At 70.0% G+C, this 19,129-nt stretch carries 14 protein-coding genes and 2 pseudogenes; 10 read left to right on the top strand and 6 right to left on the bottom strand.

Going from position 1 to position 19,129, the window contains the following annotated elements:
- The first annotated feature begins 86 nt into the window (after window positions 1-86).
- From IAG44_RS43035 to IAG44_RS40745, 3 genes are all read left to right on the top strand, one after another.
- Entirely contained in the window at window positions 87-251 is a 165-nt protein-coding gene (locus tag IAG44_RS43035) for a hypothetical protein (RefSeq protein ID WP_223006841.1), read from the top strand.
- A gap of 108 nt (window positions 252-359) precedes the next feature.
- The gene (locus IAG44_RS40740; RefSeq protein ID WP_187752040.1) at window positions 360-728 is read left to right on the top strand and encodes a nuclear transport factor 2 family protein; all 369 of its coding nucleotides are present in this window, start codon (window positions 360-362) and stop codon (window positions 726-728) included.
- 169 nt (window positions 729-897) lie between these two features.
- Window positions 898-2,784 carry a serine/threonine-protein kinase gene (locus tag IAG44_RS40745; RefSeq protein WP_187752041.1) on the top strand — a complete coding sequence of 629 codons (1,887 nt, stop codon included), beginning with the start codon at window positions 898-900 and terminating at the stop codon, window positions 2,782-2,784.
- Window positions 2,785-2,794: 10 nt separating this feature from the next.
- On the opposite strand, the gene IAG44_RS40750 is transcribed toward IAG44_RS40745, so the two are convergent.
- Window positions 2,795-3,565 (bottom strand): FHA domain-containing protein, encoded by a 771-nt coding sequence (locus IAG44_RS40750; protein WP_187752042.1) that lies wholly within the window; start codon window positions 3,563-3,565, stop codon window positions 2,795-2,797.
- A 215-nt stretch (window positions 3,566-3,780) separates the two neighbouring features.
- Here IAG44_RS40750 and IAG44_RS40755 point away from each other — a divergent pair, with 215 nt between their 5' ends.
- From IAG44_RS40755 to IAG44_RS40765, 3 genes are all read left to right on the top strand, one after another.
- Complete coding sequence (locus tag IAG44_RS40755; RefSeq protein ID WP_187752043.1) at window positions 3,781-7,458, top strand: chondroitinase-B domain-containing protein; 3,678 nt, start codon at window positions 3,781-3,783, stop codon at window positions 7,456-7,458.
- 229 nt (window positions 7,459-7,687) lie between these two features.
- Window positions 7,688-8,167: a transposase gene (locus IAG44_RS40760; RefSeq protein WP_187752044.1), complete on the top strand. Its 480-nt coding sequence runs from the start codon at window positions 7,688-7,690 to the stop codon at window positions 8,165-8,167.
- A 498-nt stretch (window positions 8,168-8,665) separates the two neighbouring features.
- Window positions 8,666-8,878 carry an O-methyltransferase gene (locus tag IAG44_RS40765; RefSeq protein ID WP_187752045.1) on the top strand — a complete coding sequence of 71 codons (213 nt, stop codon included), beginning with the start codon at window positions 8,666-8,668 and terminating at the stop codon, window positions 8,876-8,878.
- A 291-nt stretch (window positions 8,879-9,169) separates the two neighbouring features.
- On the opposite strand, the gene IAG44_RS40770 is transcribed toward IAG44_RS40765, so the two are convergent.
- Window positions 9,170-9,988, bottom strand: coding sequence for an SDR family NAD(P)-dependent oxidoreductase (locus IAG44_RS40770; RefSeq protein ID WP_187752046.1), 819 nt, complete (start codon window positions 9,986-9,988; stop codon window positions 9,170-9,172).
- Window positions 9,989-10,518: 530 nt separating this feature from the next.
- Between IAG44_RS40770 and IAG44_RS40775 the strand changes: the two genes are divergently transcribed.
- The 3 genes and pseudogenes from IAG44_RS40775 to IAG44_RS44905 all read left to right on the top strand — a co-directional run.
- Window positions 10,519-12,180, top strand: a complete 1,662-nt coding sequence (locus tag IAG44_RS40775; RefSeq protein WP_187752047.1) for an L-lactate permease — start codon at window positions 10,519-10,521, stop codon at window positions 12,178-12,180.
- Window positions 12,181-12,410: 230 nt separating this feature from the next.
- Window positions 12,411-12,907, top strand: a pseudogene (locus IAG44_RS44900) (hypothetical protein); the annotation flags it as partial.
- Window positions 12,871-13,005 (top strand): annotated as a pseudogene (locus tag IAG44_RS44905) (IS110 family transposase); the annotation flags it as partial. The pseudogenes IAG44_RS44900 and IAG44_RS44905, both read left to right, overlap by 37 nt.
- A gap of 33 nt (window positions 13,006-13,038) precedes the next feature.
- Here the strand turns inward: IAG44_RS44905 and IAG44_RS40790 are convergent.
- The 3 genes from IAG44_RS40790 to IAG44_RS40800 all read right to left on the bottom strand — a co-directional run bounded on the left by IAG44_RS40790 (window position 13,039) and on the right by IAG44_RS40800 (window position 15,689).
- Window positions 13,039-14,028 carry a hypothetical protein gene (locus IAG44_RS40790; protein ID WP_223006900.1) on the bottom strand — a complete coding sequence of 330 codons (990 nt, stop codon included), beginning with the start codon at window positions 14,026-14,028 and terminating at the stop codon, window positions 13,039-13,041.
- A 13-nt stretch (window positions 14,029-14,041) separates the two neighbouring features.
- Window positions 14,042-14,458 carry a peptidase inhibitor family I36 protein gene (locus IAG44_RS40795; protein ID WP_187752048.1) on the bottom strand — a complete coding sequence of 139 codons (417 nt, stop codon included), beginning with the start codon at window positions 14,456-14,458 and terminating at the stop codon, window positions 14,042-14,044.
- Window positions 14,459-15,119: 661 nt separating this feature from the next.
- Complete coding sequence (locus tag IAG44_RS40800) at window positions 15,120-15,689, bottom strand: TetR family transcriptional regulator (RefSeq protein ID WP_187752049.1); 570 nt, start codon at window positions 15,687-15,689, stop codon at window positions 15,120-15,122.
- A gap of 156 nt (window positions 15,690-15,845) precedes the next feature.
- Between IAG44_RS40800 and IAG44_RS40805 the strand changes: the two genes are divergently transcribed.
- On the top strand, window positions 15,846-17,243 hold the full coding sequence (locus tag IAG44_RS40805; RefSeq protein WP_425508502.1) for an IS701 family transposase: 1,398 nt from the start codon (window positions 15,846-15,848) through the stop codon (window positions 17,241-17,243).
- A 757-nt stretch (window positions 17,244-18,000) separates the two neighbouring features.
- On the opposite strand, the gene IAG44_RS40810 is transcribed toward IAG44_RS40805, so the two are convergent.
- Entirely contained in the window at window positions 18,001-19,116 is a 1,116-nt protein-coding gene (locus IAG44_RS40810) for an amidohydrolase family protein (protein ID WP_246562873.1), read from the bottom strand.
- Window positions 19,117-19,129: the final 13 nt, after the last annotated feature.

Below are 19,129 nucleotides of genomic sequence, written 5' to 3' on the forward strand. Positions count from 1 at the left end.
GCCCGAGAACGCACGAGCCCTGGGGGCCTGGCCATGAGGCTGGGGTCGGTTTCCCGATCCCGGAGACGGAAGCCGAGTCCACCGTCGTGGAAGCGTCGTTCGCGGGGCGGGGCGGCCGGCTCGACGAGATCACCACACTGCGGCGGACCGCCTGGGACGAGGAGAGGACGCCGTCGTTCGACGGACGGTACCGGCAGGCCGACGGACTCGATTGGCTCCCGCGTCGGCCCGCCCCCGTCGCACGCGGCTGAGCTGGACGATTACCTGACGGGTAATCGACACCCCACTCCACCGCCCGGCACAGTGATCATGCGGCCGCGCCGACACAGCGGCCTTCGCCGAGAACCGAGGAGAACGTCATGACGACGTACGCCACCGCCGCCGAACGCTACTTCGCAGCATGGAACGCCGACGGAGCCGAGGCGATCGCGAAGGCCGTGTCCGAGACCTTCACGGAGGACGCCACCTACACCGACCCGCTGGCGGACGTGTCCGGTCACGACGGCATCGCCGCCGCCATCGCCGGCGCGCACGCGCAGTTCCCGGGCTTCGAGTTCCGGATGAAGGGTGCGGTGGACGGCAACCACCACATCGCCCGCTTCTCGTGGGACCTGGTGTCGAGGGCCGACGGTTCCTCGCCGGCCGGCGGCTCCGACGTCATCACCCTCGCCGAGGACGGCCGCATCAGCTCCGTGAGCGGCTTCCTGGACCGGGTCCCCGGGGCCTGACCCCGCCGAACGTGTCCCGCAGGGCATGTCCGCCGGGATTCCCCAGGGTGCGTCTGACAGAGGCTCAGGGGGACCCTGCCTACGGTCCGCCGTACGCGGTAAGTTCGGCGCGTGCACGGCCCTCGACCGTGGCCGTGCGCGTTCCGGACTCGACCGAGGGGAAAGAACCGTGCGTTCCGGGGACGAGTTCGCCGACCGCTATGTCCTCGAAGAGGTCGTCGGCGAGGGGCGGGGCGGCGCCGTGTGGCGGGCCCACGACACGGTGGTGGGTCAGGACGTCGCGCTGAAACCGGAGCGGGCCGAGGGCGACCACGAGATCGCGGTGCCGAGGCTGCTGGGCGAGCCGCGTGCCTTGGCCAAGTTCCGCGGCCATCCTCATGTGGTGACGCTGTTCGACGTCCTGACCGTCCCATCGGGCGACGGCGGGCCGGACACGTACTGGTTCGTCATGGAGTACGTGCCGGGCGGCGGCCTGGACCGGCAGCCGACGGTCTCGCCCGCGCGAGCGGCCCGCATCGGCGCCCAGATCGCCGACGCGCTGGCCGCCCTGCACGCGGCGGGCATCGTCCACTGCGACGTCAAGCCCGCCAACATCGGCCTCACCCGGCACGGGTCCGCGAAGTTGCTGGACTTCGGTGCCGCCTACCGGGTCGGCGGCACCGAGACCGTCACGGTCAACGGCCCGTTCAGCTTCACCCCCGACTACGCCGCCCCCGAACTCGCCCGGGGCAACGTCCCCCGCCCGGCCTCGGACGTCTTCTGCCTGGCCGCCACCCTCCACGCACTGGTCACGGGAGCGCCGCCGCGCGGGGGCGACGTCCCCGCCGAGACGGAGGAGGGCGAGCGGCTGAGGTACTGGAAGGCGGAGCAGGGCGTCGTCGAGGTGGACGCCGCCGTCGGCCCACTGCATCCCGCGCTCACCGCCATGCTCCGCCGCGACCCCCGCCAACGCCCCGACGCCGCCGAGGCCAAACGGCTCCTGGAGGAAGCCGCCGCAGCTGCACCGGAAGGCCCCCGGGCAACCCCTAAGACCCGCCCCCGGACACTGATCGCCGCCGCGCTCGGTGTCGCCGCCATCACCCTGGGAGCCACGCTCGTCGCCCACCACGTCGGCGCGGACGAGCCCGGCCGGAGCGCCCCGGAGCGAAGCACCGCGCCGCGAGCCCTGATCGGCGACCCGCACACCGCCGACATGTGCGCCCTCGCCGACCCAGCCGCCCTCGACCGGTTCGGCGAGCCCGAACTCGACGCGGACGCGGGCAACTTCGACCGCTGCGCCGTCCTCGTCCACTCCGCCGACGCCCCCCGCATCGACGTGTCCCTGCGCCTGCGCACCGGCTCACCGCCCGAGACGGCCGAGACGTCCGAGACGTCCGAGACATCTGAGACGTCACCACCCGCCTCGGCCACGGGAAAGATCCGCGTCGTGGAGGAGCCGTCCGAGGACGACGCGTGCGTGCGCCTGCTGGTACCGCCCGGCACCGGCGTCGACGGCACCCTCGTCGAGGTCCGCGCCAAGACCGACGGCTCCCTGGCCGACGGCGCGACGACCCTGTGCGAAGCCTCCGACGCGGCCGCCCGCAGCGCCGCCAGAATCCTCAACCAGGGCCCGATCCCACGCCGTTCGCCCGCCTACCCCGCCGTCTCCCTCGCCTGGAAGAACGCCTGCGCACTGCTCGACCCGAAGGCCCTGTCCGCCGTCCCCGGTCTCAAGACCGACGCGCCGCAGCCCGGCGTCGCGCACTGGGACTGCGAGTGGTCCAGCGACGTCGACGACCTGGAGACGACGATCGCCTTCCACCGCGACCAGCCCAAGACCGCCGCGGACGGCGACCCGCTGCGGCTCAGCGGCTACGACGCCGTCGTCACCCCGTACGGCAACGGCGACGACACCTGCACGGTCTTCGTCGAGTACCGCCGCTACGGCGGCCGGGACGCCGAGACCTACGCGGAGATGGTGCGCCTGTACGTCCGAGGGCACCGGCCTGTGGCCGAACTCTGCGAGATGGCCAAGAAGCTCAGCGCCTCGGCCGCCGCCCGGCTCCGCGCCCGGTGACGCCGGCCCCTCAGCCCCCGTCGTCCTCCATCAGGTCCAGATCCGGCGGAACCAGCGTCGTCGACTCCACCAGCCCCTTGATCAGGTTGTGCAGCAGGCTGTTGTCGCGCGGACGGCCCTGCGAGGCGTCGTGCAGCAGGGGGTACCGGAAACCGGCACGGTCCAGACGCCTGCGGACGGCCTCGACGCGGTGCTCGATCCGGCGCTCGGTCCAGCGCGCCTCCGGGCGCAGGTACGCGAGCTGCTGGGCGGCCACGGCGTAGGTCAGGGGGCGCGGCTCCTCCTCGTACAGCAGATACCGCTGGCCGAGGACGACGAGCAGCAGCCGTTCGTCGTCGTCGAGCGCCCAGGTCCGCGGGCGGACGGTCTCGGCGCGCCGACGTGACACGGGCCCTTGGTCGTCGTGGCCGGTCACGTACAGCTCGACCAGGTGCTCGCGGTAGCCGGAGCCCTTCACGAACAGCGGGGTGTAGCCGGTGGCGAGCGGGACCGGCTCGGTGGCGAGGTGCAGCATCCGGCCGCGCGGCAGACGGACCAGCTGCTGCCCGGTGTTGCGCAGCCACCACAGGCCCTGACGGTACGTCAGCTCACCGTGCCGGCGGCTCACCCGCAGGTCGTCCACGCCGACCCCCAGGTCCACGTCCGGCTCCTCACCGCGCCCGAAACGGACCGTCAGCCCCTGGCGGGGCGGGGCGCTGAGTTCACCGGTGACCGTCCGGGCACGCAGGGTGCCGGGCGGGGCGGGTGCCACGCCCCGCGCGAGGCTGGTGGAGAGGGTCATCGCAGGCGTCCTCGTCTCGTGGGGCCGCTCGGCGTGCGGACGGCGCTGCGACCAGTGTCCGCATCCGCCGCGGGAGGGGTCCCGGCACACCTCTGACAGCCTCGCCCCCACCAGCCACCCCGGTCCATCCGGTGTGCCGACCGAAGTGAGGACCTGTGAAACGAAAATACCGTGCGCTGCTGATCGGCTTATCGGCCGTCGCAGCCGCAGGAGGCGTGTACCCCCCGGTCGCGTCGGCCGAAGCGGCGGATCCTCCGCTGAAGGTGACGGCGGTCTCGGCCAGCGCCGACGACGGCAACGTGGCCGCCAACACCCTGGACGACGATCTGAGCACCCGCTGGTCCGCCGAGGGCGACGGCGTCTCGATCCGCTACGACCTCGGCTCGGCGCAGACCGTCGGGTCGGTGTCGCTCGCCTGGCACCAGGGGAACAGCAGGAAGAGCACCTTCGACGTCCAGCTCTCCGCCGACGGATCGTCGTGGACCACCGTCGTGAACCGCAAGGCCAGCAGCGGCACCACGCTGGAGCAGCAGAACCACGACTTCGCCGACGCCACGGCCCGTTACGTGCGGATCGTCGGTCACGGCAACACGTCCAACGACTGGACCAGCATCACCGAGACCGACATCTACGGAGCCGACGGCAGCGGAGGCGGCGGGGGCGGCTCCTGTACGTACCCGGCCGACGTGCTGAACCTGACGAACTGGTACATCGGGCTGCCGGTGGGGGAGGAGGAGTCCCCCACCAACGTCTACCAGCCGGAACTCGCCACCTACGCGAACGACCCCTGGTTCACCACGGCCGACGACTGCACGGCCGTCCGCTTCCGCGCCCCGGTCAACGGGGTCACCACCAGCGGCTCGAACAACCCCCGCTCAGAGCTGCGGGAGATGACGAACTCGGGCAAGGACAAGGCGAGTTGGTCGTCCTCGTCCAGCACCCACACGATGGTGATCGACCAGGCCATCACCGACGTCCCCAAGGGCAGGCCGTACGTCGTCGCCGGGCAGATCCACGACGCCTCCGACGACGTCAGCGTCTTCCGGCTGGAAGGCAGCAAGCTCTACGTCACCGACGGCGACGAGCCTCACCACAAGCTGGTGACGGACAGCTACAAGCTGGGCACCAGGTTCGAGGCGAAGTTCGTCGTCAGCGACGACAAGATCAAGGCGTACTACAACGGCACGTTGCAGACCACGCTGTCGAAGAAGTTCTCCGGCGCCTACTTCAAGGCGGGCGCGTACACCCAGGCCAACTGCGGCAACTCCTCGCCGTGCAGCAGCGACAACTACGGCCAGGTGAAGATCTACGGCCTGAACGTCACCCACGGCAACGACGGCGGGGGCGGCACCGACTCCACCGAGGCCGCCAAGCGGTACGGCTGGGGCGCGCCGCTGCCGATATCCGACGAATTCGGCTACACCGGCCCCGTCGACCCCGCCAAGTGGGACGTGCCGTCGGGTACCGAGGGCGGCACCGCCCAGTGCTGGAAGGGCCACAGCGAGAACGGGCGCCGGTGTGGGAAGAACAGCACCGTCGCGGACGGCATCATGACCATGCGCGGCGAAGCCAACGGCGACACCGGGTGGATCAGGCAGAAGGAGCCCACCCGGTACGGCCGTTGGGAGATCCGCTCCCGCTCCCGCAACACCGGCACCAGCGGCGGGCTCTACCACCCCCTGCACCTGATCTGGCCCACCGACGGCGAACGGCTGAAGAACGGGGAGTACGACTGGGTCGAGTACTCGGACCCCGACGCGAAGTGCCTCGGCGCGTTCCTGCACTACCCGAACAGCCCGTCGGACGAGAAGGAACACCCTGAGCGCTGCCCCGTGGACATGACCCAGTGGCACAACTTCGCCTTCGAGTGGACGTCCAAGGCGCTCGTCGGCTACGTCGACGGGGTCGAATGGTTCCGGCTGGCGGACGGCGCGAACTCCGACCGGGGGAACATCCAGGACATGCCCCTGGGCAACCTCGTCATCCAACTGGACAACTTCACCGGGAACAGCGGTCTGCGCCCGGCCGTGTTCGAGGTCGACTGGGTACGGACGTACGACGTCGAGCCGGGCGGCGAAGACCCCGGCGAGGAAACCCCGGTCCCGGTCACGGGCGTCACGGCGAGCCCCGACGACGGCAACGTCCCCGCCAACACGCTGGACGACAACCTCGGCACCCGCTGGTCCTCCAAGGGCGACGGGGCGTGGATCCGCTACGACCTCGGCTCGCAGCGGAACATCGGGGCGGTCGCGCTCGCCTGGCACCAGGGGGACACCCGGAAGAACACCTTCGACGTCCAGGTGTCCGACGACGGCTCGTCATGGAAGACCGTCCTGGACCGAAAGACCAGCAGCGGCAGCACACTTCAGCAGCAGACGTACGACTTCGCCGACACCTCCGCCCGCTACGTGCGGGTCGTCGGGCACGGGAACACCACCAACGACTGGACCAGCATCGCCGAGACGGACATCTACCAGGGCGACGGTGACGGGGACCCCACAGATCCCACCGACCCGACCGATCCCACGGACCCGACCGACCCGGCCCCTGTCCGCACCGTCCCCGTCGCGAACTCCAGCGCCTTGCAGAGCGCCTTCGGTGACGCCCGCGCCGGCGACCGGATCGTCCTCGCCGACGGCACGTACTCGATCGGCAAGCTGACCGGCAAGAACGGAACGGCCGACGCGCCCGTCACCGTCGTCGCGCAGAACCGGGGCAAGGCGGTGATCACCGGCGGGCAGCTGGAGGTGGCGAACTCCTCGTACATCACCTTCGAGGGGCTGAAGTTCACGAACGGCAGCACGCTGAAGCTCACCGGCTCGAACAACGTCCGGCTGACCCGCAACCACTTCCGGCTGACCGAGGAGTCCTCGCTGAAGTGGGTTCTCATTCAGGGTGAGAACAGCCACCACAACCGGATCGACCACAACCTGTTCGAGGAGAAGCACCAGCAGGGCAACTTCAGCACCATCGACGGCTCCGAGACCCAGCAGTCGCAGCACGACCGCATCGACCACAACCACTTCCGTGACATCGGCCCGCGCGCGGAGAACGAGATGGAGGCGATCCGGGTCGGTGAGAGCAGCATCTCCCGGTCGAGCGGATTCACGGTCATCGAGTCGAACCTCTTCGAGAACTGCGACGGCGATCCGGAGATCGTCTCCGTGAAGAGCAACGACAACACCGTCCGCCACAACACGTTCCGCGCCTCGCAGGGCACCCTGTCCCAACGGCACGGCAACCGCGGCGCCTTCTACGGCAACTTCTTCTTCGGCCAGGGCAAGGCGGGAACCGGCGGAATCCGCGTCTACGGCCAGGACCACAAGATCTACAACAACTACTTCGAGGGCCTGACCGGCAGCGGCTACGACGCCGCGCTCCAACTCGACGGCGGCGACGTCGACACCTCGGGCGCGCTCAACGCGCACTGGCGCGTCTATCGGGCGACCGTCGTGAACAACACCTTCGTCAACAACGCCTCCAACATCGAGATCGGCGCCAACTACAGCCTCGCCCCGGTCGATTCGGTCATCGCCGACAACATCGTGACGGGCGGCAAAGGCAAACTGATCAACGAGGTCAAGAAGCCCGTGTCCATGACCTACGCCGGAAACATCGCCTGGCCGACCGGCCCGGCGACCGTCGGCATCCCTGTCTCCCCCACCACGGTGAGGTCGGTCGACCCCCTCCTCACCCCCGACGGAACCCTCCACCGCATCGGCCCTGGCTCCCCCGCCGTCGACACCGGCACCGGCGGGCACCCCTTCGTGACCGACGACATGGACGGCCAGCCCCGCACCGGCACCCCCGACGCCGGCGCCGACGAACGGTCGTCGTCCACGGCCACGCGGGTTCCGCTCAGCGCGTCGGACGTCGGGCCGGGCGCCGCGTAGCACGCGCTCGGGGACCGGTAGGGCTGGATGACCAGGTCGGGTTCGGCCCGGTCAGTACGGCGCGCGGGCTCCGATGCCACTGGCCCCGCCGGGCTGCGGTGAGATGCCGCGGCCCGGCGGACAGGACCCGGCGGGCGCCGTAGCCGTTCAAGGGGTTTGAGCCGAGCCCGGTTTCGTGGAGTCCCTGGAGCGAGGCTCGTGATCCTGGCTCGAAGGGGAACCACGAGCAGTGCCGGCACCACGCGAACACCCGGACGGGCTCCGCGAGCGGGCCGTCCGCGAGGTCCGCGCCACGGGCCGGCCGATCGCGCACGTCGCCAAGGACCTGGGCACCCACAAGGAAGCCCTGCGCGGCCGGGTCCGCCGGGCCGGGGCGGACGCCGGCGAACACGACGACCGGCTGACCACCGCCGAACGTGACGAGCTGAAGCGACTCCGCGAAGAGAGCGCGGAGTTGAAGCGGGCGAACGAGATCCTGAAAGCCGCCCGTGTGTTTTTGCCCAGGAGACCGACCGTCCCCGGACGAGGCCGGGCAAGTGATCGACCACCTGCGCGAACGCGGCCTCGGGATCGATCTCCCCCCAGAGGGGGCACCCCCAGCCTGCCGGGTGCCGGAGTCGTCGCCGCCTCCCGGCGTCCGGCACGGAGCCGGGCGGTCTGCTCGGCGGGCGCCTGCTCGGGATCGAGCAGGGTGGTGATCAACCGGTAGGACTCGGTACGGGGCTCGCCGTGTTCGGGGATGACGGTGACCTCGGCCTCGATGACGCGGATCCGGATGCCCTAAGGGCCTGTCGTCACATTCCCGTCTGCCGGGAGGGGTCTGGCACGCGCTCCCCCAAGCTCTTCGAGCAGGGGGTGCCCCCAGGCGTTGTCGTCGGTTGCCGACGTCCCCCAGCCTTCGGCCGGGAGGTGCCCCCACCGCGTCGACGCCCTCCTCCGCCTTGCAGTTGCACGCTCCCCCGAGTTCTCGGCTTCGCTCGAACAGGGAGGTGCCCCCATGACCCCTCCCGGCCCGCCCTCCGGGCGGACGACGGGAATGTGACGACAGGCCCTGGCACGCCCCGGCGCACGGCCCCGGTCTGCACGAGCTTGTCCAGCAGCGGCAGTTCGCCGGCCGGCCACGGTCCCGTAGCGCCTCGGGCACGGCCCGCGTCCCGCTGGCGATCAGCATGAGCACTCGTACCCGCGGACAGCGGCCGGAGCCGAAGTGGCCGCGCGCCGAACGCCTTCCGGTTGGCCGGGGTGCAGGCCAGGTCCAGGCGGGTGTTTCTTCGGCCGTGTCGCCGACCCGGCCGCCACCGACCCCGACACCTGTGCTGTGCGTGACCTGAACAAGCTGCTGCGCGACGACGACCGTGTGGGCCTCAGCCTGCTGGTCATGACTGACGGCATCACGCTGGTCCGCAAGAAGAGCGCCTGAGACGAACATGTGCCGCGAGGCCGGGCAGCACCGTCTCGAACTTCCTGATCCGGTGCCGTTTCCGGGTCCGGGCGGTACCCAGGTGCGGCAGGCGGTCTCGCGCGCAGGCCGCCGAACCGGTCGACTGCCGACGGGGCCTGTGCGGCAGTGTTCGGTGGGGGAATCCGGCGCCCTGGAGGTTACCCGGTCCACCGAACGGCGGCCTGCCCGGGGCACACACCTTCGCGCGCCCCGCGTCCGGAAGGACGGTCCGAGGCGAGGGCCCTGCTCCGGCTTCGGTGTCCGGCCGAGTCAGCGATCCCCGTCCCGGGACGCGATGCGATAGCCGAAGGCCGCGGTGCCCGGGTCGAGCGCCGTCAGCCCGCCGTCCACGGTGAGCGCCGCACCGTTGACGAACGACGCCGCGGGCGAGAGCAGCCAGGCGATGGCCTCGGCGACCTCGCCCGGCTCAGCCGGACGGCCGACGGGATTCAGGCGCGTCGCCTCGTCGTACGCCGTGTCGATCCCGGCCCCCGGCCCGCCGGACTCCTCAGCGAACCGGGCCATGCGGCCGTCGGCCATCTCGGTGCGCACCCAGCTGGGGCACACGGAGTTGGCCCGCAGTCCCTGGCGTCCGTAGTCGACCGCCAGTGACCGGCACAGCTGGAGCAGGGCCGCCTTGGACGTCGCGTACGCGGCATTGCCCAGTCCGTTGCGCAGGGCGGCGACCGAGGCCACCCCGACGACCGCGCCGCCGGCCTTGAGCAGGTGCGGAAGTGCCGCACGCAGCAACCGGAAAGGACCCGTCAGGTTGGTCTGGAGCACCAACTCCCATGTCTCGTCCGACAGGTCACCCACCGCACCGCTGCGCCCGACGCCCGCGTTGAGCACGAGTCCGTCGATGCGCCCGTAGGTGTCCACCACGGTCTCGACGAGCCGGTTCACCGCGTCGGAGTCCGTGAGATCGGCAGGATGGGCCAAGGCTCCGGTCTCGGCGGCGACTTGGTGCAGCGGCTGCGGTCTCCTGCCGGCGATCACCACATGGTGTCCGTCGGCCCGCAACAACCGGGCGGTCGCAGCGCCGATGCCCGTCCCTCCGCCAGTGACGACGACAACCCGCTCGCCCGCCATGAGTATGGAGCTCCTCACCTCTCGAAAACATGCTCGGTGATCATATGCGGCAAGGGTGATCGCCCCCCGGCCGCCGCGCGATCTCCTTGACGGGCACACATCCTCCGCGCATCGATGAGGACCTGGGCCGTGGGCGGCGGCCGACCCTCCGAACACGCCGGGAAGCGGATCAGCGGAACCCGACCCGGGACCAAACGCGAACCTCCGGACCAAACGCCTGGTAAGGAACTATCGGCAACAATTCGTGAAACGAAGAGAATTTCTGCATGGTTCTCGTCCGCAAAGGGCTATGGTTCCGCAAAGAAACCCCTCGGCCTGAGGCTCGCAGGGCTCGCTGTGTGGCGATACCGATACTATCCGGGTCTGCCGCCGACGGTATCCAATACCGGCCGTTCCGTGAACCGGAATGACCGCTGTGGAGATTTTGAAAAATTCGCCACCCGGAATCTTCTCTTCTGTAAATAAGTATTCCGTGGTCTTTCGCATTCTTAACGCTGTTTCATGAATAGAATCGCGCCTGGGAGGGCTCCGTGTACCGGCAAGACTTTGACCCGACAGGCTCTCTCGCGTTGTCCGCGCTTCTCGCGTCACTGCCGCTGCTGACGCTGCTCGTGTTGCTCGGTGGCCTGAAGTGGAAGGCGCAGTGGGCGGGGCTTGCCGCGCTCGCCGTGTCGCTGCTCGTGGCTGTGGCGGTGTTCGGCATGCCAGTGGGCCAGGCGCTGGACGCCGGGGCGTTCGGCGCCGCGTTCAGCGTCCTGATCATTCTCTGGCTCACCTTCAACGCGATCTGGATCTACAACCTCACGGTGGACACCGGGCACTTCGCGGTGCTGCGCCGGTCCTTCGCCGCGATCAGCGACGACCGCCGCATCCAGGCCGTCGTCATCGCGTTCTCCTTCGGCGCCCTGCTGGAGGCGCTCGCCGGCGGCGGCTCGCCCATCGCCATCTGCTCCGTCATGCTCATCGCCCTCGGCTTCGAGCCCCTCAAAGCCGCAACCATCGCGCTGGTGGCCAACACCGCCCCTGTCGCCTTCGGCGGCCTCGGCAACCCCATCACGGTGCTCGGCGCGGTGACCGGCCTGCCGGCCGAGGACTTCGGCGCGATGGCCGGACGCCAGACCTCGCTGCTGTCGCTGCTCGTTCCGTTCATCCTCGTCTTCCTCGCGGACGGCCGCCGCGGGCTGCGTCAGGTCTGGCCGGCGGCGCTCCTCAGCGGTGTCACCTTCGGGGCCTCGCAGTTCGCCTTCTCCAACTACTTCAGCTACAAACTGTGCGACATCTTCGCCGCGCTGGTCTCGGCCTTCGCGCTGATCGTCCTGAACCGCGTCTGGCAGCCCACGACGGCCGACGAGCCGCAGGGGCCGCCGCACACCCCGGCCGTCATCGCCGGCGGCGCCGCGGCGGATCCGGCGGCCGAACGAAGGGTGGGCAAGCCGGACGGCGGCGCGGACAGCACCCGCGACCAGGTGCTCGCCTTCACGCCGTACGCCATCGTTGTCGCGCTGTTCTCGCTCGCCCAGATACCGGTGATCAAGACCGCGCTGGACCGGCCGACGATCCTCTTCGACTGGCCGGGGCTCGACATCGCCAACCCGAGCGGCCACCCCGTCGCCACCACGTACACGCTCAACTGGGCCTCCGCCACCGGCACGCTGCTGTTCCTCGCCGGCCTGCTCACCACCGCGGCACTCAAGGTCGAACCCAGTCGGGCGGCGGTGGTCTACGGCCGCACCATCCGGCAGTTCGGCTGGGCGATCTTCACCATCCTGTGTGTCTTCGCGCTGTCCTACGTGATGAACCTGTCCGGACAGATCAACGCGCTCGGCCTCTGGCTGGCGGGCGCCGGCGGGTTCTTTGCCTTCCTCTCACCCGTCGTCGGCTGGTTCGGCGTGGTCGTCACCGGCTCCGACGCGGGCGCCAACGCCCTCTTCGGCGGTCTGCAGGTCGCCACGGCCGACCAGGTCGGGGCTTCCCCGATCCTGTTCGGCGCGGCCGGCAGCGCGGGCGGTGTCATGGCCAAGATGATCTCGATACAGAGCCTCGCCGTCGGCACGGCAGCCGTCGGCCTCGTCGGCAGCGAAGGCACCCTGTTCCGGCGCGTCTTCGGCTGGAGCATCGGCCTGCTGCTCCTGCTGTGCGTCCTCGTCTACCTGCAGTCGACCCCGCTCCTCGGCTGGATGGTCACCCACTGACCCTGACTTCCGGCCGCCCCCTGCCCGAGGTCTCCCCGGCGGTGTGGACACTCCGACAACGGGATCTCGCGGATCCGAGGAAGGGTGTCCGGGTGGGACGTGAGTCTGGCGCGCGGCGGGCGGGAAGCCTGCGTAGCAGAAGTCCGTTAAACCCGGCGGTAGTCGGGCTTGACGTCCGCTCGGGGCTTCCGTAGGGCGGAAGGGAGGACTGTTGCGCCCGTGGGGGAGCGATGACGGAGCGACGTGCCTGCCCGCCGGCACCGGGCCCGCTGGAGAAGCACGTGACCTGCTTCGACGGCCTGCTGGTGTCGTCGGCCAGCGGCGCGGTCTGCGGGATACCGCACGGCCCTGCCGACGCCGCGTGACCACAACAAGACACTGACCTGCCTGACCGGCGTGGAGCCGGTGACCGGCTCGAAGGACGCGGCCGGGCCGACCCGGACGTCCGCACCGAGCCGCAGATCTCCGCCGGCCTCGCCGTACGCGGCAAGGCGGCGGGCTTCGCCTGCTGGGCCGTGGTGGCCGACTGCGCCTACTCGGTCAGCGACGACTGGTACCCCGCCCTGCGCGATGCCGATCTTCCTTACGTCGTCGCGCTCAAACCGCACTGCGCGGCACCTGGACACCTGCCGACCAGCCGCACACCCCCCTCGACGCCGCCCAGGCCCTGGCCTGGCAGGACGCCGAGTACCCCGGCGACTGGGCGCCGGTCGAGCGACGGTTCCGCGTGACTCGGGCAAGATCAGCGGCAATCTGCGCCGGCCCAGACGTTACAGTCGGCGACTCCAGCGCGTCTTCTGTACTTCCGCGCTGATCAGCATCCGTCGCTGTGACGAGTCACGCCGCTTGACAAAGGCATCAGGAATCGTGGGGTTCCTCTCGCAAAGCTGCTCGGGCCGCGTACAACCAAGTGTCCTTGGCGAGGGCGAGAGCGCGGAACTGGTCGGGCCGTTCTCGAATGAACTGCTGCTGCCAGCCCCTCTCCACACCACTCCATTCCTCGACGAGTCGTGTTTCTTCCTTGCAGTACACGTCTGTGACGGCGACCGACGTCTCCTCTCGGCTCGGCCGGTCGGTCTTCTGCCATTCCGAATCGGCAGCGGCGTCCAGTGGGGAGGCGTAGGAGTATCCGGACTTCTTCATGCATGTGCTCCACCGGGACAGAGCGTGATGCACCCGTGAATCCTTGAGCGAACTGTTGAAGGAGGAAAGGGTGAGTTCGTCGAGGATGTCGTGCGGTGACTCCGGAACGTCCTTGCGCAGCGTGTCGTGAGCTGTCTTCCAGCATCCGCCCACGGCCTGCGAAGTCCTCGCTTTGCCGAACGCGGCGTCAGCGTCGGCCTGGGTGAGGCGGGCGGTGCGGGCGGCTTCGGCGGCACCGCGGGCGGCGACGCCAGGTGGAGCGGGCGGCTGGTGGTAGCCGTACCGGGTCGCTACAGCTGTCTCGATCACCCCGTACCGGGTCCGGTTCGGAGGATCGGCATCGGTGGCGGCGGGCAAAGGCGTCCAGGACCGGCCCTGTGCGCGCATGCAAGCCGCCATGAGCATGTCCTCAGCGGCCTGTACGGTCGCGAGGTCGCCAGGGGTCAATTCGTACCGGTCATAGGGCAGGAGCAGGGCGCGGGCCCGGTCGCTGGCGGCAGGGCCGCTGAGGGAAGGCGTGGTGTTCGGGCGGGTGGGTGATGCGGGATGTGCCGGTACCACGTCGGCGGAGCACCCGATGAGACCAGCGGGCATGACTACTGCCGCGAGGTACAGGCCAACGCGGATGTAACGGGACTTGAGCATCGTGTTCACCTCGGACGGCAGCGTGACGGGTTCCGGGTGCGCGGCCCTCGTGCCGCGCACCCGGAACCGAGCGTCAGCGGAACTTGACGCAGCTCAGCCGGTTGTCCTTGATCGCGTCGTTGCTGAGCTTCCCGTCCTGGGTCCCGGGATAGGACGTGGTGTGGGCTCCGGTGCAGCTGACGTTCTGCCACAGGTCGACGTACTTGTTCGTGTAGTTCTTCACCGAACTGGTCTGGTTGTCGACCTTCTTGCCGTTGTCGAAGTAGTTGCTCCTCAGGTCCTTGTCCGTCTTGGTCAGCCCGATCCAGCCGCCCTTGAAGCTGTTCTTCTCGTACAGGTGGAGCGTGCCGGACTGGATGTGAACCTGTCCCGCCGCGCTGCCGGCGGGCGAGCCCTCGGCAGCGGCCGACGGTGCGAGCGTCAGCCCGAGGCCGCCGGCACTCAGGACGGCTGCCAGGCTGACCATGGTGAGTCGCGTGCGTATGTTCATGATCGGGGTGGTCCCTTCCGTATGCGTCGATGGGCTGACGCGGGGGTGACCGCGCCGCCCGACTTGCACCACCCACGTTGCTGGCCCTTCCGGAGCCGGACCAGCGAAGTCCCTCCTTTTGGCACATCGTGGGTGTCCAAGACGTTGACCTGCGGGGATGTCCGGCAGGATGCGGCATGGCGGGGACGCCCTTCCTGGCAGAGGCTGCCTGCGGGACAGTCGTGGTACAGGTCGGTGGAGGCACGAGCGCAGCCGCCGGTGAGCGGGGCGATCGAGGTGTCTGACTCTCAACCACGCCGCTCGGGCACCTCGCTGATCACCTACTCCCTCGCACTCGATTCACCACACGCGCTCGCGGCGTCAGTCGCCAAGGCTGTCCTCGCCCTGGAGCGGCACATCCGACGTTCCGTGATCTTCCGTCAGCGCCTGGAGCGGGTGCTTTCCTGGGTGGCCGGGGCAGGGCTGGACTGGGACGGTGATGGCGGTCTGGTCGTCATCGGGGTAATGCCTCATCCCCACAGGGACTCCGTTCTCCTGGACCATCAAGATCCAAGTCTCTCCGGTGTCCGGACTCCAGAGTCAGGGCCCGCCGGCCTCCTCGGCGCGGGATCGGCCGGAGGGACCGCGGACCTCCGCGAGCGGGAACCGTCCCCGGCGCCCGTCACTCACCGCCCCAGCGGCACCGGCAGTCGCCCTCCGTCTCCTCCCGCTCGTCACACGGCCTCAGCAGCAGGTCGACGGCCTTCCTGACGTAGGGGAGGACGGCGTTGTCCGGTACTGAGCTCAGGGCCGGTGTCTGGACGGCGAGCCGCATCAGGGTCATGCCCAGGGCCCACGCCGCGAGGAGTTCGGCGCGTACCTGGGCGTCGGGGCCGTCGAGGCGGCGGGCGAAGTGCTCGGAGAAGATCTCGGTGACGTCGGAGCGGAGGCGGGCGACGGCTTCCTCCCGGCTGGGTGAGCGGAGCATCGTCAGCACCGGATGCGGGATCTCGTCCTCCCCGGGGCCGTCGAAGGCGAGGCGGAGGATCCAGTCCGGCACGTCTTCCAGCGGCAGGTGGCGCAGCGGTTCGAACAGGGCGCTCGCGTGGTGCGCGACCGCTTCGAAGAGGCCCTGTTTTGAGCCGAAGTACCGGTAGACGAGAGCGGCGTCGACATCGGCCGCCTTGGCGATGTCGCGGATGCTCGTGCCGTCGTAGCCGTACTTCCCGAAGCACCGGGCGGCGGCGCTCATCAAAGCCGCTCGGGAGCCCGCCGAGTCGTATTTACGGGGCGTGATGCGATCGCTACCGGTAGTTCGTTAAACCCGGCGGTAGAGGGTTGACGCTTGCTCAGGGCAGTCGTAAGGCGGAGGGAGGGAAGTCGACTGTCTCGCCGAGTGGGGGGCGTGATGACTGAGCGACGGACGTGTCCGCCCGCGCCAGGGGCCTTGGAGGAGTACGCGGCCCGTTTCGATGGTCTGTTCCTCAACCTTGCCCAGCGGCGTGGGTTTCGTGAGTACCTGACCGGGCTGCTGGCGCCGAGGGACCGCAACAAGACGCTGACCTGCCTGGCCGGGGCCGAGCCGGTTCTCGGCGCGGGTCTGCCGAGCGTGCAGCGGCTGCAGTACTTCCTCTCCGAGTCGCGCTGGGACAGCGAGCAGGTGAACACGCGGCGGCTGGAACTGGTACAGACCGATCCCGCCCTGGCGCCCCACGAAGCAGGGGTGCTGGTCATCGACGATTCCGGGGACCGCAAGGACGGCACGGCCACCACGCACGTGGGCCGGCAGTGGCTGGGGCGACTGGGCAAGACCGACAACGGCGTGGTGACGGTGACCACGGTGTGGACCGACGGCCGGGTGTACTACCCGCTGCACGCGCAGCCCTACACCCCCGCCCATCACTTCACGCGGGGCCGGGCCGACCCCGGCTTCCGGACCAAACCGCAGATCGCCGCGGCTCTTGCGGCCCGGGGCAAGGAACTGGGCTTCGCCTGCCGGGCGGTGGTGGCCGACTGCGCCTACAGCGTCAGCGACGACTGGTATCTCGCACTGCGCGAGGCCCAGCTGCCCTACGTGGTCCACCTCAAGCCGCACCGCGGCACCTGGGCACCGGCCGACCAGCCGCACACCCCCATCGACGCCGCCCATGCCCTGGCCTGGCAGGACGCCGATCACCCAGGCGACTGGGCGCCCGTCGAGCGGCACTTCCGCGGCGGGCACACCGAGACCTGGTGGGCCGCCGACGCGCGCCTCGGCGGTTGGCAGCCCCACGGCCCGTGCCGCCTGGTCGTCGCCACCACCGACCCGGCCACCCTGCCGGAGAAAGCCACCTGGTACCTGGCCACCAACCACCACCCCAACGCACCCCACGCCACCGCATCCGGGCATCCGCCCGCCGACCTCGCCGAGATCGTCCGCCTCTACGGGCTGCGGCCGTGGATCGAGCAGAGCTACAAGCAGATCAAGGACGAACTCGGCTGGGCCGATTTCCAGGTCCGCTCCGACACCGCCATCCGCCACCACCAGACCCTGGTCAACTGCGCCTTCACCTTCTGCTGGGACCAGTGGTTCGCCCCACCCGGACCACTGGACACCACCGCACCGGACCCCTGCCCCGACAACCGGCCAGAGAGGGGGCACCACCACACCCCACCCGCCCTGCTGGCCCAGGGCCTTACGGGCCGTCCGCTCCTGGCTCACCCCGGCCATCACCCTGCGCAGATGGTGGCGAGCCTGGACCGACCAGGACCCGCCACCCGAACTCCAGGCCCTCCTCGACACGGTCACCGCCGGCAGACCCCTTGATCTCTACCGCCGGGTTTAACGAACTACCGGTACCAACACGAACACGCCGTCGGCCGCACCCCCACCGGAACCGACCTCGACCGCGTGGCCGGCACCAACAACTACGGCCGCGCCGTCCTGAGGCGATGGCGCCACACCGGCCGCATCCCCACCCCATCCAACCCCCCTCGGAAGCCAGGGAGCCAGAACAAATCCAGGCGCGGAACGGGACGAGTCAACCCGTCCCCGTGAGTTCGTAGCCGGGTTTTGTCGAGCCGCTGTCGACGTTCTCATCCGGCACTGTGAGGACAGCGCTGTCCGTGCATACCTTCAGTCGGCCCCCAGCCGGACGGTCGCCTTCAACAGTTGCAGCTCTCAAGGTCCCCGGCCAGCCGCAGATCCGCGGTCTTCTCGACAAGATCCGCCGCTATCGGGGCATGGCCGGCTATCCGGCCCTGCGCCTGCCGGCCCTGTGGAGACGGGCACCCGTGGTCGGCACCTCGCGATCCCCGTACCGGCGCCGATCGCCGCCCTGCTGCCGCGGCGGAGCAGGCGGGACCACACGCTCGAACGGTTCCCCTAATTGATCCGGCACCACACGATGCAGACTGCCCAACACCCCGAACGAGACGACGTGTTACGGCTGCCGCGCCGCCCCAGAGGTCCGCTGACCGGTATCTGGAACGCCGCGGTGTGCGTCGGCCCAAGGCGCGAGGGGATCAGTTCCGCGTGCTCGCCATAGCCGCACGGCAGCGATGCCGGACCTGACCAATCGCTATCAGAGGTTCAGCAGGCGGGTCGCGTTGCGGTGGGCGATGGCGTGGAGGTCGGCAGGGGGGAACGGGGCCGAGTGGAGGAAGTCGACTGCCTCGGCTGTCGATTCGAAGGGGTAGTCGATGGAGAACAGGAGGCGGTCGGCGCCGATGGAGTGGACGGCTCCGAGGAGGGCGGCGTGGGAGAAGACGCCGCTGGTGGTCGCGTAGAAGTTGTGCCGTAGGTAGTGGGAGGGCAGTTGTCGTGGACTGCGACCGGGGGCGCCCTTGCGGTAGATGCTGTCGAGGCGGGCCAGTTGGAAAGGGAGCAGTTCTCCCATGTGGCCCAGTGTCACCGAGGCGTTGGGGAACTCGTCGAACACTCCGCCGTAGATCAGGCGAAGCGCGTGCGCGCCGGTCTGTGCGGTCCACCCCCAGGACGGCCCGCTCAGCTCGGGGTGTCCCTGGAACACCTGCCACTGGTCGGGGGCGAGGGGAGTGGGGTGGAGGTAGAGCGTCACGCCGAGCCGTTCGAGTTCGGCCCACACCGGCCGGAACTGCGGCTCGTCGAGGTAGTGGCCCTGGACGTGGTCGTTGTGCAGCACCCCCTTGAGGCCCAGTCGCTCCACCGCCCGGCGCAGTTCGACCACGGCGGCCCGCGGGTCCTGGAACGGGAGGGCGGCGAAGCCGGCGAACCGTGTCGGGTGGGCGGCGACGACGCCGGCGAGATGGTCGTTGACCCGGCGGGCCATGGCCACGGCCTCGGCGGGGTCCGCGATGGCTTCCACGCCGGGCGGGGTGAGCGACAGGACCTGGACGTCGACGCCGTGCTCGTCCATGTCCGCCAGCCGTAACTCCGTGAAGTCGGCGAGCCGGCGCCCCCACTCCTCTTCGAGACCGGGCGGCACACGGACCGGGCCCGGCCACGGGATCAGCTCCGGAACGGAGTACGCCTCCTCGATCGCGATCACCTTCATGCCGCGCCCCGGGCGGCCGACGGCGGTCCCGGTCGACGTGGCGGCGGCCGTCGCGCCGGGGGACTGGGCCACGAGGGCTGCCGTGCCCACGGTCCCACCGGCCGCGGCGAGCAGCAGACGCCGCCGCGAGGTGTCCGCGCCGGGGGAGGGAACAGACGGTCCCACCGTCATCACCCTG

The organism is Streptomyces roseirectus (assembly GCF_014489635.1).
GTDB lineage: Bacteria > Actinomycetota > Actinomycetes > Streptomycetales > Streptomycetaceae > Streptomyces > Streptomyces roseirectus.

Coding starts and splice junctions, on each gene's coding strand:
- IAG44_RS40805 (WP_425508502.1), top strand. CDS start 15,846: ATGACTGAGCGACGGACGTGTCCGCCCGCGCCAGGGGCCTTGGAGGAG.
- IAG44_RS40750 (WP_187752042.1), bottom strand. CDS start 3,565: ATGACCCTCTCCACCAGCCTCGCGCGGGGCGTGGCACCCGCCCCGCCC.
- IAG44_RS40800 (WP_187752049.1), bottom strand. CDS start 15,689: ATGAGCGCCGCCGCCCGGTGCTTCGGGAAGTACGGCTACGACGGCACG.
- IAG44_RS40795 (WP_187752048.1), bottom strand. CDS start 14,458: ATGAACATACGCACGCGACTCACCATGGTCAGCCTGGCAGCCGTCCTG.
- IAG44_RS40770 (WP_187752046.1), bottom strand. CDS start 9,988: ATGGCGGGCGAGCGGGTTGTCGTCGTCACTGGCGGAGGGACGGGCATC.
- IAG44_RS40740 (WP_187752040.1), top strand. CDS start 360: ATGACGACGTACGCCACCGCCGCCGAACGCTACTTCGCAGCATGGAAC.